Annotated in this window: 10 protein-coding genes; 3 read left to right on the plus strand and 7 right to left on the minus strand. The window is 35.5% G+C overall.

The genetic code is table 11. The annotated features are described in order from the left end of the window. Positions 1–23 precede the first annotated feature (23 nt). Complete coding sequence (locus tag G9C87_RS09345; RefSeq protein WP_228456992.1) at positions 24–2,843, plus strand: aminopeptidase; 2,820 nt, start codon at positions 24–26, stop codon at positions 2,841–2,843. A 72-nt stretch (positions 2,844–2,915) separates the two neighbouring features. Here the strand turns inward: G9C87_RS09345 and G9C87_RS09350 are convergent, their stop codons facing one another. After that, the gene (locus tag G9C87_RS09350; protein WP_172280392.1) at positions 2,916–3,686 is read right to left on the minus strand and encodes a carbohydrate binding domain-containing protein; all 771 of its coding nucleotides are present in this window, start codon (positions 3,684–3,686) and stop codon (positions 2,916–2,918) included. Positions 3,687–3,860: 174 nt separating this feature from the next. Next, a complete protein-coding gene (locus G9C87_RS09355) occupies positions 3,861–4,700 on the minus strand; it encodes a T9SS type A sorting domain-containing protein (RefSeq protein WP_172280393.1) in 840 nt (279 codons plus the stop codon). A gap of 179 nt (positions 4,701–4,879) precedes the next feature. Here G9C87_RS09355 and G9C87_RS09360 point away from each other — a divergent pair, with 179 nt between their 5' ends. Further along, the gene (locus G9C87_RS09360; protein ID WP_172280395.1) at positions 4,880–8,077 is read left to right on the plus strand and encodes a hypothetical protein; all 3,198 of its coding nucleotides are present in this window, start codon (positions 4,880–4,882) and stop codon (positions 8,075–8,077) included. A gap of 140 nt (positions 8,078–8,217) precedes the next feature. Further along, complete coding sequence (gene dusB, locus G9C87_RS09365) at positions 8,218–9,213, plus strand: tRNA dihydrouridine synthase DusB (RefSeq protein ID WP_172280397.1); 996 nt, start codon at positions 8,218–8,220, stop codon at positions 9,211–9,213. A gap of 54 nt (positions 9,214–9,267) precedes the next feature. On the opposite strand, the gene deoC is transcribed toward dusB, so the two are convergent. The 5 genes from deoC to G9C87_RS09390 all read right to left on the minus strand — a co-directional run bounded on the left by deoC (position 9,268) and on the right by G9C87_RS09390 (position 13,734). After that, complete coding sequence (deoC, locus tag G9C87_RS09370; protein WP_172280399.1) at positions 9,268–10,011, minus strand: deoxyribose-phosphate aldolase; 744 nt, start codon at positions 10,009–10,011, stop codon at positions 9,268–9,270. Between the two features lie 6 nt (positions 10,012–10,017). Next, on the minus strand, positions 10,018–10,488 hold the full coding sequence (locus tag G9C87_RS09375) for an Lrp/AsnC ligand binding domain-containing protein (RefSeq protein WP_172280401.1): 471 nt from the start codon (positions 10,486–10,488) through the stop codon (positions 10,018–10,020). A 29-nt stretch (positions 10,489–10,517) separates the two neighbouring features. Next, positions 10,518–11,456: an endonuclease/exonuclease/phosphatase family protein gene (locus G9C87_RS09380; RefSeq protein ID WP_172280403.1), complete on the minus strand. Its 939-nt coding sequence runs from the start codon at positions 11,454–11,456 to the stop codon at positions 10,518–10,520. 347 nt (positions 11,457–11,803) lie between these two features. Further along, complete coding sequence (gene trmD / locus G9C87_RS09385) at positions 11,804–12,475, minus strand: tRNA (guanosine(37)-N1)-methyltransferase TrmD (RefSeq protein ID WP_172280404.1); 672 nt, start codon at positions 12,473–12,475, stop codon at positions 11,804–11,806. Continuing rightward, positions 12,472–13,734 carry an NAD(P)/FAD-dependent oxidoreductase gene (locus G9C87_RS09390; protein ID WP_172280406.1) on the minus strand — a complete coding sequence of 421 codons (1,263 nt, stop codon included), beginning with the start codon at positions 13,732–13,734 and terminating at the stop codon, positions 12,472–12,474. Before G9C87_RS09390 ends, trmD begins: the two co-directional genes overlap by 4 nt. Positions 13,735–13,767: the final 33 nt, after the last annotated feature.

A 13,767-nucleotide genomic window follows, 5' to 3' on the forward strand; every position in this document is an offset into this window, starting at 1 on the left:
ATATTTGATGCTTTATCACCACATTGAGAAAGATCAGTATTTGTCTTATTTTGTTTTTGGGAATTGTGCAGGTTTCTGCGCAAAAAGACAGCATTTCTATTGAAGCGAAATTATCTTCAGATAAAAAAACGCTGGATATAAATCAGGAAATTGTTTATTACAATAATTCTGAAAAAGATTTAAGTACCGTTAAACTTTTAAACTGGGTTTCTGCTTATCAAAAAAGAGGAACTTCACTTGTTTACAGAAAACTGGAAGATCGTAATACTGATCTTCATTTCGCAAAGCCTGAACAACTGGGGAAACTTTTACAATTTAACATAAAAGGACCCGATGATGAGGCTATTCCTGTAAATAATTTAAGTGCGGAAAATCTTTTTATTCCTTTGAATGCACCTCTTCAACCGGGAAAAAGCATAAGATTAAAACTGCAGTATCAGATACAGCTTCCGGATAAAAAATTTACTGGATACGGTACAGCTGATCGAAATATAGCTTTAAAATATTTCTTTATTGTTCCGGATCATTTTGATCCGGACAATATTTTAGGAAGATATTACCATGATATCGAAGAGTCCGTAAGTTTCAATACCTACTGGACCGTCCAATTTGACCTTCCTGCCCAATCTTTTATTGAAAGTAATCTTCACCAGGATCAATCCAATTTATTCAAAGGTTATCTGGATTCAGATCCCGAGTTTATCATTTCCCAGGACGAATACCCTTTCATTAATGTAAATACAGGAGATATAAGCACAGAAGTACGGTTTGGATATCCTCTAACACCCCAGGAAAAGGAAAATTTAGAATTCTATCTTCCGCTGCATTTAAAATTTATAAAGGAAAAGATCGGTTATCTTCCATCAAGACTTTTTATTTCTGAAAAGTTCAGAGCGAATGAAGATTTTTTTGGTAATAATGATATTAGTTTCTGGAAATTCCGGTTTCAATTATTTACAGATGCAGAAAAGGCAGATCTCGATTATCTGGGAATTATCGCCAAAAAAGTCCTTGACGAAAGTATTATTACAGATAAACAGGATAATCACTGGTTTAAGAATGGATTGAAATCCTATATAGAAATTCAATACATCAAAAAATTCTATGGCGAAACAAAGCTGCTGGGAAAACTACCTGAATCGAAAATATTTGGAATCAGACCATTAAAATTATTTCATGCTTCTAATTTGAAATTAATTGATCGCTACGGTCTTACCTACCAATATATTATGTCTCAGAATCTGGATCAGAAAATTGGAGAAAAGTTTACTGTACTGAGCAATTTCAATGTAATGGCTATAAGTAGCTTTGAAACAGGAAGCTTATTCAACTATTCTGCTGATAAAATGGGATATGAAAACTTTAATACCCTGTTGCAGAACTACATAGCTAAAAATACAGACAAGCAAATTGATCCTAAAGATTTCCTCAGAGAACTTGCAGAAAAAGATAACAGGACCGCTTATTTAACCGATTTTTTAAAACAAAAAAACAGGGTTAACTTTAAGCTTCAGAAATTGAAGAAACAAGACGATTCACTGCATATTAAAATCAATAAAAATACCTCTGCTCCTATTCCTGTTAAATTAGAAACAAAAACGAGAGAGAATGAAAAAAAAGAATACTGGGTAGAGACCGACGGTGAGGAAATGACAAAAACGGTTTCCATTCCCGCATTAGATATATACAAGATCACTTTAAATAATGATTATATCTTTCCGGAGTCGAATTACAGAGACAACTTCCTTTACTCCAAAGGCTTATTCTCAAATGCAAAAAAAATAAAACTTAAACTTATAAAGGATATTCCCAATCCTGAGTTTAATGAAATCTACATCAGTCCAAGAATCCGTTTCAATAATACTTATGATAAATTTCTTTTAGGATTTAATTTCAAAAACCAATCTTTTTTTGATCAGAAATTCCTTTATTCTATTACGCCTACGTACAGTACAGGAACCGGAAAATTAACGGGTTCAGGTGCCGTTTCATATTCTTTTCTTCCTGCAGAAAGTATTATCCGCAGTTTAACCTTCGGAGTATCCGGGGCATATTACCATTATGATTATAATCTTGCTTACAGGAAAGGCTCTGTTTTTTCCAATATCAGTTTTAGAAAGAATCCGAGAAGTACGGTAAGCAGAGGAATAAGCATGTCATATAATTATTTCGAGAGAGACCTGAGCCCTCTTATGATAGCTAATAATGACTATGACAAGTATAATCTGTGGAGTATCGGATATGGATATACGGATAACCAGATGATCCATGAAAAAAGTCTGAGCATCAGCACCCAGGGAATGGAAGACTTTAATAAAATAACTGCCGAAGGCTTTTACAGATGGGAATTTGCACCTAAACAAAAGCTCAGCCTAAGATTATTTGCAGGATATTTCGTAAGAAATGATACGAGAAATAATACTTTTAATTATGGGATTTCCAGGGTTTCCAATTACTCTTTTTCATATAATCTTTTAGGGGAAAGTGCCAACAGTGGTTTTCTTTCACAGCAGTTTATTCTTGCTGATGGAGGATTTAAATCTTTTATTCCCGGAAGTGTAAATCAATGGATTACTTCTTTAAATGTTGATACCAGCGTATGGAAGATATTCCATTTGTATGCTGATGCAGGAATTTATAAGAACAGGTACAACCCTACCCAATTTATCTGGGATAGCGGAATTAAATTAAAAATAGTTCCTGATTTTCTAGAAATTTATTTCCCAATCCAATCCTCTCTGGGATTTGAACCCGCATTTAAAGATTACGGAAGGCGAATCAGATATACTTTAGTTCTCAATCTCGGATCCATTATCAATGCCGCAAGAAGAGGATGGTATTAAAAAAAATCTAAAATTTTATAAAAACAACACGGCCGCTTTAAAAGCGGCCGTGTTTATATCTGAAAAGTAGAATTAATCTTTTAAAATTTTCTGAGAAACAGGCTCATTGTTCACAATTCCCGTTACGATATAATTTCCTTTTTGTAATTCTGAAACATGTAAAACCTCATTTTCTTTTACAGAAGCTGTTTTTACAACCTGTCCGTACATATTATAAATTTTCACATCACGAGACTGAGCTCCAAACGTTATACCATCATTCTGAATGAAAGTATTTTTAACAAGCCTGTGTTTAGATACAGAAACCTCGCCGGTTGCCAATGTTCCGGTTGTCAATGAAAAGTCATCAAAGCTAACGGTTGAATTGCTGTATGCACGAAGATGTAGCTGTAATCTATTAACATTGGCCGGTGCCGTAAATGTGATTACTTTTTGTTGCCAGGCTGTACTTTTAGGTAAATATTGATTGTTATTTCTCAATGGATCATTAGCAGCGTCCGTTACGAGATTAACCGGATTATCACCAGCATCTAAAAAATTACTCCAGATTCTTCCTCCATTACCTGAGCCGCTTATTTTATACCAAAAGCTAAGTGTATATTGCGTTCCGGCTGTAATATTAACATTTTGAAAAAAACCAGTCGTAGCTGTTGGTACATAATTAGCTCCAAAAGAGCCGGTGTGTGCATCTGCTGTAATATTAGGTGCTGTATATGCCGTATTCCAGCCAGCAGCCCAAGGTGCTAAAGTTCCTGTTTCAAAACCAGGATTTTGTACGAGATTTTGCGCATTCGCAAAAATCAATGATGTAGCAATGCTTAAAATTGTAAAGATTTTTCTCATAATTTTTCTTTTTTATGTTTGTTTTTTTTAATCTCTACAACAAAATTACACCTAAATTAAAGCGACTAAATTAAGGATGGATTAAGTTTCTATTAAGAATATTAAATCAATATGCTATTATTATAAAAAAACCACCGCTTTTTAAGCGGTGGTTTTTCCATTCAAAAATCAAAATTAATCTTTCAGAATTTTCTGTGATACCGGTTGATTATTGACGATACCTGTAACAATATAATTTCCTTTTTGTAGCTCAGAAATATCCAAAGTCTGATTTTTACTGACCTTAGCTGTTTTTATAACCTGTCCATACATATTAAATATCTTGATATCCTTCACTTTTGTTCCGAAAACAATACCTTCATTTTTGATGAATGTATTTTTTATAAAACTAAATTTCTCACTACCGGCATCAAGAACAGATAAAGTAGTGGATGCTGTTCCGGATATGGTTACATTATCCACCCTGGCGGCTCCACTTGTACTATAATTTGATGAGGCACCCACCGCAGTATAAGTACTGCTGTTCGCAGGATCAAACACGGATACAATCCTTACCGCAAATTGTGTTTTATTATTAGCTCCAGCCGGAATAGAATTATTCATGCTGACCCAATTAGAGGATGATGTAGGTCCGATTTCAATTACATTCCCTACATCAAACCATTCTGTACCATTGGTTGTGTATTGCATTTGAAAATATTTTGAGCTCGTATTGGAGCCCGCAATATTAAGAGATACGGAGATTGCCGAATATCCTGAAGTATCTACTTCAAATTTAAAACCCGCGGTACCCGATGCAGACCCTTGTCCAGGAAACCCATTCACACTCCATGCTCTGCCCGGAGACCCTGAGGCAAATGTTGGATTATTACTTACTCCGAAAACACTTGCTGTTCCCGAACCTGTGGTGGCAGCATTTGTATTTCCATCAAAATTCCATTGAGTAATAACAGATTGTGCGGACATAACTGTTGTGGTTGCCAAAGCAACAAATAGAGAATAAATCTTTTTCATCTTTGTATTTTTTATAATTTTCTATTTTAAAAATAAGAGTATTCTCTGACGAAAAACAATAAATATGGCGATTTTTTGTTAATAAAGCTAAACTGGCTACCTTTAACATTTTTTAAGTATTTTTACCAATTATTTTGGAAAATTTGCGGAATTTTATTCTTGTATTCTTGTTTCTTTTCATGGGCACATTGGTAACAAATGCTCAGATTTTCTCATGGAAGAACCCCAATATTCCCGAAGACACCATAAAAAAGGATAGTATTTTAGCAGCAAGGCTTGAACAGGATATTTTTTCAAAGGACACACTGGATTTCGTAAGGACAAGAAACAGAATAATTGTAGATGAGGCCGTACTTGCCAAAAATGACAAAAAAAGGTTCTTAGGCGAGCTCAACTCAAAAGGTTCCATCATCCGGGGAATTACCTTCGGAAACAATCAGGGACAATCTGTACAAAGTTCAATGGACCTTCAGATATCGGGAAGACTTTCTAAAGACGTTACCATCCTTGCGAGTATTTCTGATCACAACCTTCCCATCCAGGCCGATGGCTATACTCAAACACTCGAAGAGTTCGATAAAATTTACATGCAGCTGAACATTAAGGATAAGTCCATCCTTAGAGCGGGACATCTGGATTTGGTGGAAGCTAAGAATTATTTTGCAAAATACCAGCGACGTAGCATGGGACTTGAGTTCCAGACGGAATTTGGGAATGAAAACAAAACATTTGTAGATGTTTCAATGGGTGTGGCCCGAAGTGAGTTTCACAGGGTACGTTTTCAAGGGGTTGAAGGTAACCAGGGCCCTTATCGTTTAACGGGAAAAAATGGAGAGCAGTTCATTACTCTGATTTCAGGATCTGAACAGGTATTTATTGACGGAATATTAATGAAGCGTGGTGAAAACCAGGACTACATCATAAATTACAACACCGGTGAAGTTACTTTCACCAGTTTCCGACCAATTTTCCAACAGAACTTTATTACTATTTCTTACAATTACACCAACAGAAACTATTCCAGATATCTTTTCACAGGAAAAGTGGAACACCGTAGAGAGAAAATGAAGGTAGGCTTAAGCTGGTTCATGGAAAACGATAATAAAAATGCACCGCTTGCGCTGAATTTATCTAAAGAGGATGAGCAAATTCTGGCCAATGCCGGAAATGATCCTAATCTGATGTATGCCCCGTCAGGAGTCATTACAGAATATGATGTTAATAAGATCCTGTATCGATTGGTTCAGAATTCAGGAGTCAGCCATTATGAATTTTCCACTAATTCTGCCGAAACACTTTACCAGGTATCATTTACTTATTTTGGCCCTAATCTGGGAGATTATAAATTATCCCAGACCACAAATAACGGTCGTGTTTTTGAATATACAGGACCAAATTCAGGAGATTACAGAGCAGTAAGAAAACTTCCTTCACCCCAGAAATCACAGGTGTTTTCTGTTAATTCAGAGTTTTTACTTAAAGAGGGTAAAATTGGCGCTGATATATCTTTGAGCAACTACGATGTCAATTTATTTTCTTCGAAGGATTCAGATCAGAATATAGGCTATGCAGGCCGGATTTACGGGAATAAAACTTTCACTAAAAATAACTGGAAAGGAACACCAAGTTTTGAGTATCAATATATAGATAAGCAATTTCACATTCTTGATAGAATTAATGATGTAGAATTCTCCAGAGATTTCAACTTAGCTCAGGAATTCAGCCAGAAAACGCAGAACCGATTCATATTCAGCTTCCTTAACAAGTGGAATAACAAATCAACTTTAAATTATCGCCTTAACTATCTGGATGAACAAAACTCATACAAAGGTTTTAAAAATGATCTTGATTTTGGCTGGATTAAAGGAAAGTTTTTCACAAAGGGAAATCTGTCTTACTTAAGTACCAATGCTATTCTCCAGGACACGAAGTTCATACGAGGGGGAGCTTCTACAGAATATACCGGAAAAAAAGGAAGCTGGGCCTTTGGTGGAAGTATGGAACATAACGAAAAAAAATACAATGATTCTCAGCTGATGGATGTCACCAGTTTCAGCTGGAAAGAGCTTTTTCTTCAAAAGAAGATTGGTGACAGTACAAGAACAAAATTGCTTGCGAAAGTATATATGAGGGATAATGATTCAGTTCGTGACAACAGGCTGCAGAATATGAATAATATCCTGGGAATCATGGCGGAAAGTCAACTGATCAAAAATGAAAAAACAACCTTGAATGTGCTAGTACATTACAGGAAGTTTTTCTATCAGATTCAGGATATGCAAACAAGTCGAAACAATGATTTTGTTGTTGGGAACATTCTTTATAATCAGCAGCTTTTCAGAAATGGTATGCGTTTACAGGCATTCTATGAACTCGGAAACGGACAGGAAGCACAAAGAGAGTTCCAATATATCAAAGTAACCGATGGACAAGGAGTTTACAAATGGACGGATTACAATGGGGATGGCATCCAGCAGCTCGATGAATTTGAGATTGCCGAATATTCCGATCTAGCCAAGTACATCCGGGTATACACCAATTCTGTCCGGTATATCCCATCCAACAAGAATAAATTACAGCTGGCGTTGTTTGTTAACCCGGCCATTGTCCTTAATTCTGAAAATGCATTTTTAAAACGGTGGAATTTTAATATTTCCTTGAATTCTCAAAACTCTTTTTATAAAAAAGATAAGGTCCTGGTCATCAACCCGTTCGAGAAAAATAGCGACCAGATTCTAAAAAATCAAAATATCCTGGCTTCCGTACAGTTTAACCCTACGGAAAAATCGGGTTGGAATGGAAATTACCGGTTCATCTCGAATGATAATCTCATCAATGCCAATTTCAGTAATGAAGAACGGGAGCAGACCTCCCACTTCCTGAATTTAGGATATTGGTTCAATAAAGAATTCAGGGTCGATTGGGAAAATTCCGTTCATGATATTAAAAATTCTTCACAATTATTTGCGACCAGGGATTACAGACTGAATAACTTTGAAACCAAGCCAAAAGCTACCTATAAATTTACAGATGCCATACAGGCAGAGCTTTCCTCCGCCTTCCGCCAGAAACAGAGAATAGACGGAGAGGAGTTACTAAAAGCTTTTGACGTTACAGGAACCATACAATGGGAGCGAAAAAAAACCTCTATCAGAGGAAATTTCTCATTCATCAACAACAACTTTACCGGAAACAACTTCAGTATTGTAGGAAATCAGATGCTGGACGGCCTTAAGCCTGGAAAAAATCAGGTTTGGAGTGTCTTTATTCAGCAGGCAATCAACTCATTCTTACAGCTGAACCTGAATTATGAAGGACGTAATTCCGGAGACCGTACCATACATATTGGTAGCATGCAGGTAAAAGCAAGCTTTTAAAAATTTAAGTCTCAGGCTTAATTCTTTTTGTTCCTATCTTAAGACGCTTATTGTATCCAATTGGGGTTCTCAAACTCATCATTCACACCAATAGATAATATCAGTCTTTATGAAAGTTTAGAATTTCGTAAATTTGCACCATGATAAAAATAGGCAACATAGAACTGCCGGAATTTCCGCTTTTACTGGCTCCTATGGAGGACGTGAGTGATCCACCATTCAGACGTTTGTGCAAAATGCATGGAGCTGATATGATGTACTCGGAATTTATTTCTTCCGAGGGCTTAATTCGTGATGCAATAAAGAGCCGTAAAAAACTGGATATTTTCGATTATGAGAGACCAGTCGGAATACAGATTTTTGGAGGAGATGAGGAGGCTATGGCCATGTCAGCAAGAATTGTGGAAACAGTAAATCCTGATTTGGTAGATATCAATTTCGGATGCCCTGTTAAAAAAGTAGTTTGCAAAGGAGCAGGAGCTGGAGTACTAAAAGATATAGACCTGATGGTTCGTCTTACAAAAGCTGTTGTAAGCTCTACGCACCTGCCTGTAACTGTAAAGACCCGTTTAGGATGGGACAGTACTTCTATTAATATTGATGAAGTAGCAGAACGTTTACAGGAAACAGGTATTAAAGCTTTAACTATACACGCAAGAACCAGAGCTCAGATGTATAAAGGGGAAGCTGATTGGGAACATATTTCAAGAATAAAACAAAATCCTAATATTGAAATTCCTATTTTCGGAAACGGTGATATTGACTCTCCGGAAAAAGCATTGGAATACAAACAAAAATACGCTTGTGACGGTGTAATGATTGGCCGTGCCGCTATAGGATATCCATGGATTTTTAATGAAATCAAACATTTCTTTAAAACCGGAGAACATCTTCCTGAACCCACTATTTCAGATAGGCTACTGGCGGTTCGTCAGCATGCGGAATGGAGTGCGGAATGGAAAGGTGAAAGATTAGGCCTGATAGAAATGAGACAGCATTACAGCAACTATTTCCGTGGTGTTCCTCATTTCAAAGAATTCAGAAAAAAATTCCTTGAAGTATTCACTCTTGCTGAGATGGATTCTCTGATCAAAGAAACCCAACATTTTTACGAAGAATATCAGGAAAAAGTATAAAATAAAAAACCATCAGATGCTGATGGTTTTTTTATTGTTACAATTGAATTATTTTTAGTAAGCTTCAGACGCTGATTGATTTTTGATTAAAGATAAAGCTGAAGAAGTTCCTATTCTCTTTACTCCCATCCCGATCATTTTCTCCGCATCTTCAGGAGTTCTTACTCCACCAGCTGCTTTTACCGGAAGTCTGCCGGCATTATCAAGCATTATTCTGATACCTTCGAAGGTTGCGCCATTTGGCTTTCCATCTGTAGTTTCATAAAAACCTGTAGAAGACTTTACAAAAATGGAAGATAAATCCTGTTCAGAAAAGTTTTCTGCTGCCCATTCTGAGATATGTTTAGTAAGGTCTGCAATTTGTTCATTGGTTAAAGCGGCAATTTCAATAATCCATTTGGCTACTTTATGATGTTGTACACACAATGCAGTACATTGTATAAATTCTTTTTTTACTAAATCTACATCTCCATTGAGATAAGCATTATAATTAATCACAAAATCCAGTTCGTCCGCTCCGTCATTAATTGCCTTTGTTGCTTCTGCCATCTTTTCTTCCACAGAATACGTTCCTTCGTGGAAACCAATCACAGTACCTACAACAACATTTGAATTCTTTTCCAGAATATATTTTTTGATCGCGGATACATAATCCGGACGGATCATCACTGCAAAAATACCATTATCAATAGCTTCCTGCGTAAGATCTATATCTTTCTGTAAAGTTTCATTTTCTGATATCCCCGACTGTGCAGGAGTTTTCAGGTATGTTGAATCCAAATATTGGGCAATATTCATAACTTATTATACTTTCAGTTGTCTGCTTATTCCCTGTTCCAGAGATATAAATGTTTCGGTTCTTGTTACACCTTTTAACTTTTGAAGTTTACTAAGGATCTGCATCAAGTGGTCGTTGTCTTTACAAAGAACTTTAAGGAAAATGGTATAATTTCCTGTAGTGTAGTGAGCCTCTACTACTTCATTAACTTCTTTTAAAGACTTTACTACATCCGGATAATGGCTCGGCTGATCCAAAAAGATTCCGATATAAGAAATAACTTTATATCCTATTTTTTTAGGATTTAAAAATGAAATAGAATTCTCAATAACCCCCGCGTGCTCAAGCTTTTTGATTCTTTGATGCACTGCAGTTGTCGAAATCCCTACATGTTTTGAGATATGAGCTAAAGAAGTTTTAGCATTATCCATCAGCATGTAGATAATTTCTTTGTCGATTGAGTCTAAATGATAGCTAGCATTTGTTGAATTTTTCATCTTGTAATTTTTTTTTATTTATGTTTTTTTTATTCTTTAAATTTTACAAAAACCGGAAAATGATCACTATATCCACCTAAATATCGCGTACCTGCATATGTTCTGAAAGGTCGTCCGGAAAACTGTTTATTCCGGCTGCTTATCTTTTCAGATTTAAATATTTGGGCACCTTGAAATGATAATCCTATATTGTCCTGATCATAAAAAAATGACTTCGACAATATAATCTGATCAAACAATAAGCCAGATTTATAATGAAAAGTAGAAAAATTTCCTGTAGAAAACAATTCATTAAACGGATTTTCTAATATTTTATTATGATTATCATCATAAAGGATATTAGTTAAATTTTCATCATCCGGATTTTCATTAAAATCGCCGCACAAAACAACATGCTCATTGCTGCTATTCACAATATTTAAAATTCTGTTACGAATTTCTTCCAATATAAAGTCTCTCTTAGGCTTATTAACATCTTTTTCTCTCTTTGAGGGAAGGTGAGCAATAAAGACATTAATAATCTCTCCTTTATATTTCAATTTTGAATAGAGTACATCTCTAGTTGTATCGTAATATTCTGTGTTTTTATTTTTAATTTCAAAAAAGAATGTAATAGCCTCCGAGTCTATCACTTCTATTTTGCTTTTATCATATAGCATGGCTACATCTACCTTCCTTTCATCCATGGAGTTATAATGCACAATTCCAAATTCTGAATGAAAAGGATCCATCTTTACAAGATCTTCCAATACTTTCCTTCCGGAAACCTCGGACAGACCGATAATGAATGGTAAGACTCCATTTTCTTCTTTGATCAATTGAAATACATTCGCAATCTTGAAAAGCTTATTATTATATTTCCGTTCATCCCAATTCCTCAAACCCGATTTCGTCGGATCTAATTTATGAATTGGTTTTATGTCCGGTAAAAATAAATTTTCTACATTATAAAAAGTAAAAAGCTCCATCAACACATATTTCTATTCAATCAATAGTTTTAATTTTGAAATTACGAATTTATCCCGGGTTAAATTACGAAATATTCGTTTTGATTTTGTCTTAAAAAGAAATTTTTTTCAAACAGTTTAATCAAATCAATATAATATATTAAAACTTTTAACAAATTCGTTTTAAAATCGCACAAAACAAAATCAAAACAGCAAATAATACTTAATATTAATTAAAAACAACTATAAAAAACATAATAGTTGTTATTTTATTATTCTGCTTTCTATAGCAATTATTATTCCATTTTTATATGAAATTGCAAAAAAAGAAAAAAAACAGGACGAAATTTAAAAATATGATCAATAAATTATAGCAAGTCAGGACGTTTCTGTTTTGTTATTCTAACGGCCTCTTCATGTCTCCATTCTTCTATTTGCTTAAAATTCCCGCTTAACAAAACCTTGGGAACCTCCAATCCTTTATAATTTTCCGGTCTTGTATAAATCGGAGGTGAAAGAAGATCATCCTGAAAGCTATCCGTTAAAGCACTCTGCTCATCGTTAAGCACTCCCGGAATCAGCCTGATGATAGAGTCTGCCAAGACACACGCTGCAAGTTCTCCGCCGGTTAGAACATAATCTCCGATTGAAATCTCTTTGGTAACATGCAGATCTCTTACCCTTTGATCGATTCCTTTATAATGTCCGCAAATAAAAATCAGGTTATTTTTTATAGAAAGGGAGTTTGCAATTTTCTGATTAAGGGTAACCCCATCAGGGGTAAGATAGATCACCTCATCATAACTTCTCTCTGACTTAAGTTGGGAGATACATTTATCCAATGGCTCAACCATCATTACCATACCGGCTCCTCCTCCATAAGGCTCATCATCGATTTGCCTGTGTTTGTTTATTGCCCATTCTCTCAGATGGTGAAAATGTACTTCTACTAACCCTTTTTCCATTGCTCTTCTCAAAATAGAAGTCTGAAATGGACTTTCCATCAACTCAGGAAGTACGCTTATAATATCAATTCTCATTGTAATGTTCCATTTTTCTTAGTAGGTGAGATAATGAGCCTCAGGGACGAATCTTTATTAAAATAGCTCCACATCCAATTGAAAAATACCGCCAGCTTATTTCTTACACTTAAAATAAGCATTAAGTGTAAAAACATCCAGAAATACCATGCCAGGAACCCCTGAAATTTAATAAATGGCAAATCTACTACTGCCCGATGTTTTCCAATGGTTGCCAAAGAACCCTTATCTTTATACTCGTATTCTTTCCACTCACTTTCATTGCTTTTCAAAAGATTCCTGCCCAGATTTTTTGCCTGATTTATCGCTACATTCGCAACCTGAGGGTGACCATGCGGATATTTAGGCGTTTCCATATAAGCAATATCTCCGATCGCAAAAATGTTATCGTATCCTTTAACTCTGTTATATCGATCTACTATATATCTGTTTCTGATTAATTTTTCTTCAGGAAATCCTTCTACTACATTTCCTGTAACACCTGCAGCCCAGATCACATTGTTCGAAGGGATTTCTTTTCCACTTTTCATCATTACCTTATCTCCGTTATATTCGGTAACAACTTCTCCACTTAGAAAAGTTACCCCCAGGTCCTTAAGGTATTTTTCAGATTTATTCTGAGCTTCGTCACTCATTACGGCAAGTGGTTTTTCCGTCGAACTGACCAGAATAATTTTAAGCTGGTCAAAATTCATGTAAGGATAATCCCTCGGCAGGATTTCTTTTTTCATTTCGGCAAAGGCTCCAGCCAGTTCTACACCAGTGGGACCACTACCTACAATAACGATGTTCCAGTTTCCATCGTCACTTCTGCTTTTCTCAAGAATTAGTTTCTCAAAAGTCATTAAGACATGATTTCTAATACTAATCGCTTCCTGAGTATTTTTCATTCCAAAAGCTTTACCCTCCAGATCTTTATTCCCAAAGAAATTAGTCTTACAGCCTGTTGCGATAATTAATTTATCATAACGAAACTCTGCTTCATCGGTAATCACTTTATTCTGAGAAGGATCAATCTCTTTAACATCAGTCAAACGAAACTGAATATTTCTGGATCTCTGGAAAATTTTCCTGAACGGAAAGGAAATATTGGAAGGTTCAATCCTTCCACACGCTACCTGATAAAAAAGCGGCTGAAACATATGATGGTTTACCCTGTCGAGAACAATTACTTTTTTATTTTTATTGTTCAGTGTTTTCGCAAGTTGTAGCCCCGCAAAACCTCCTCCGATGATGATGATCTTTTCGCGTGTTTCCATAGTATACAAATTTACAGATTTTATTTAGCATTT

It is taken from the genome of Chryseobacterium sp. LAM-KRS1 (assembly GCF_013184525.1).
GTDB classification, from domain to species: Bacteria; Bacteroidota; Bacteroidia; order Flavobacteriales; family Weeksellaceae; genus Chryseobacterium; species Chryseobacterium proteolyticum.

Coding starts and splice junctions, on each gene's coding strand:
- G9C87_RS09350 (WP_172280392.1), bottom strand. CDS start 3,686: ATGAGAAAAATCTTTACAATTTTAAGCATTGCTACATCATTGATTTTT.
- G9C87_RS09355 (WP_172280393.1), bottom strand. CDS start 4,700: ATGAAAAAGATTTATTCTCTATTTGTTGCTTTGGCAACCACAACAGTT.
- G9C87_RS09360 (WP_172280395.1), top strand. CDS start 4,880: ATGGGCACATTGGTAACAAATGCTCAGATTTTCTCATGGAAGAACCCC.
- dusB (WP_172280397.1), top strand. CDS start 8,218: ATGATAAAAATAGGCAACATAGAACTGCCGGAATTTCCGCTTTTACTG.
- deoC (WP_172280399.1), bottom strand. CDS start 10,011: ATGAATATTGCCCAATATTTGGATTCAACATACCTGAAAACTCCTGCA.
- G9C87_RS09375 (WP_172280401.1), bottom strand. CDS start 10,488: ATGAAAAATTCAACAAATGCTAGCTATCATTTAGACTCAATCGACAAA.
- G9C87_RS09380 (WP_172280403.1), bottom strand. CDS start 11,456: ATGGAGCTTTTTACTTTTTATAATGTAGAAAATTTATTTTTACCGGAC.
- trmD (WP_172280404.1), bottom strand. CDS start 12,475: ATGAGAATTGATATTATAAGCGTACTTCCTGAGTTGATGGAAAGTCCA.
- G9C87_RS09390 (WP_172280406.1), bottom strand. CDS start 13,734: ATGGAAACACGCGAAAAGATCATCATCATCGGAGGAGGTTTTGCGGGG.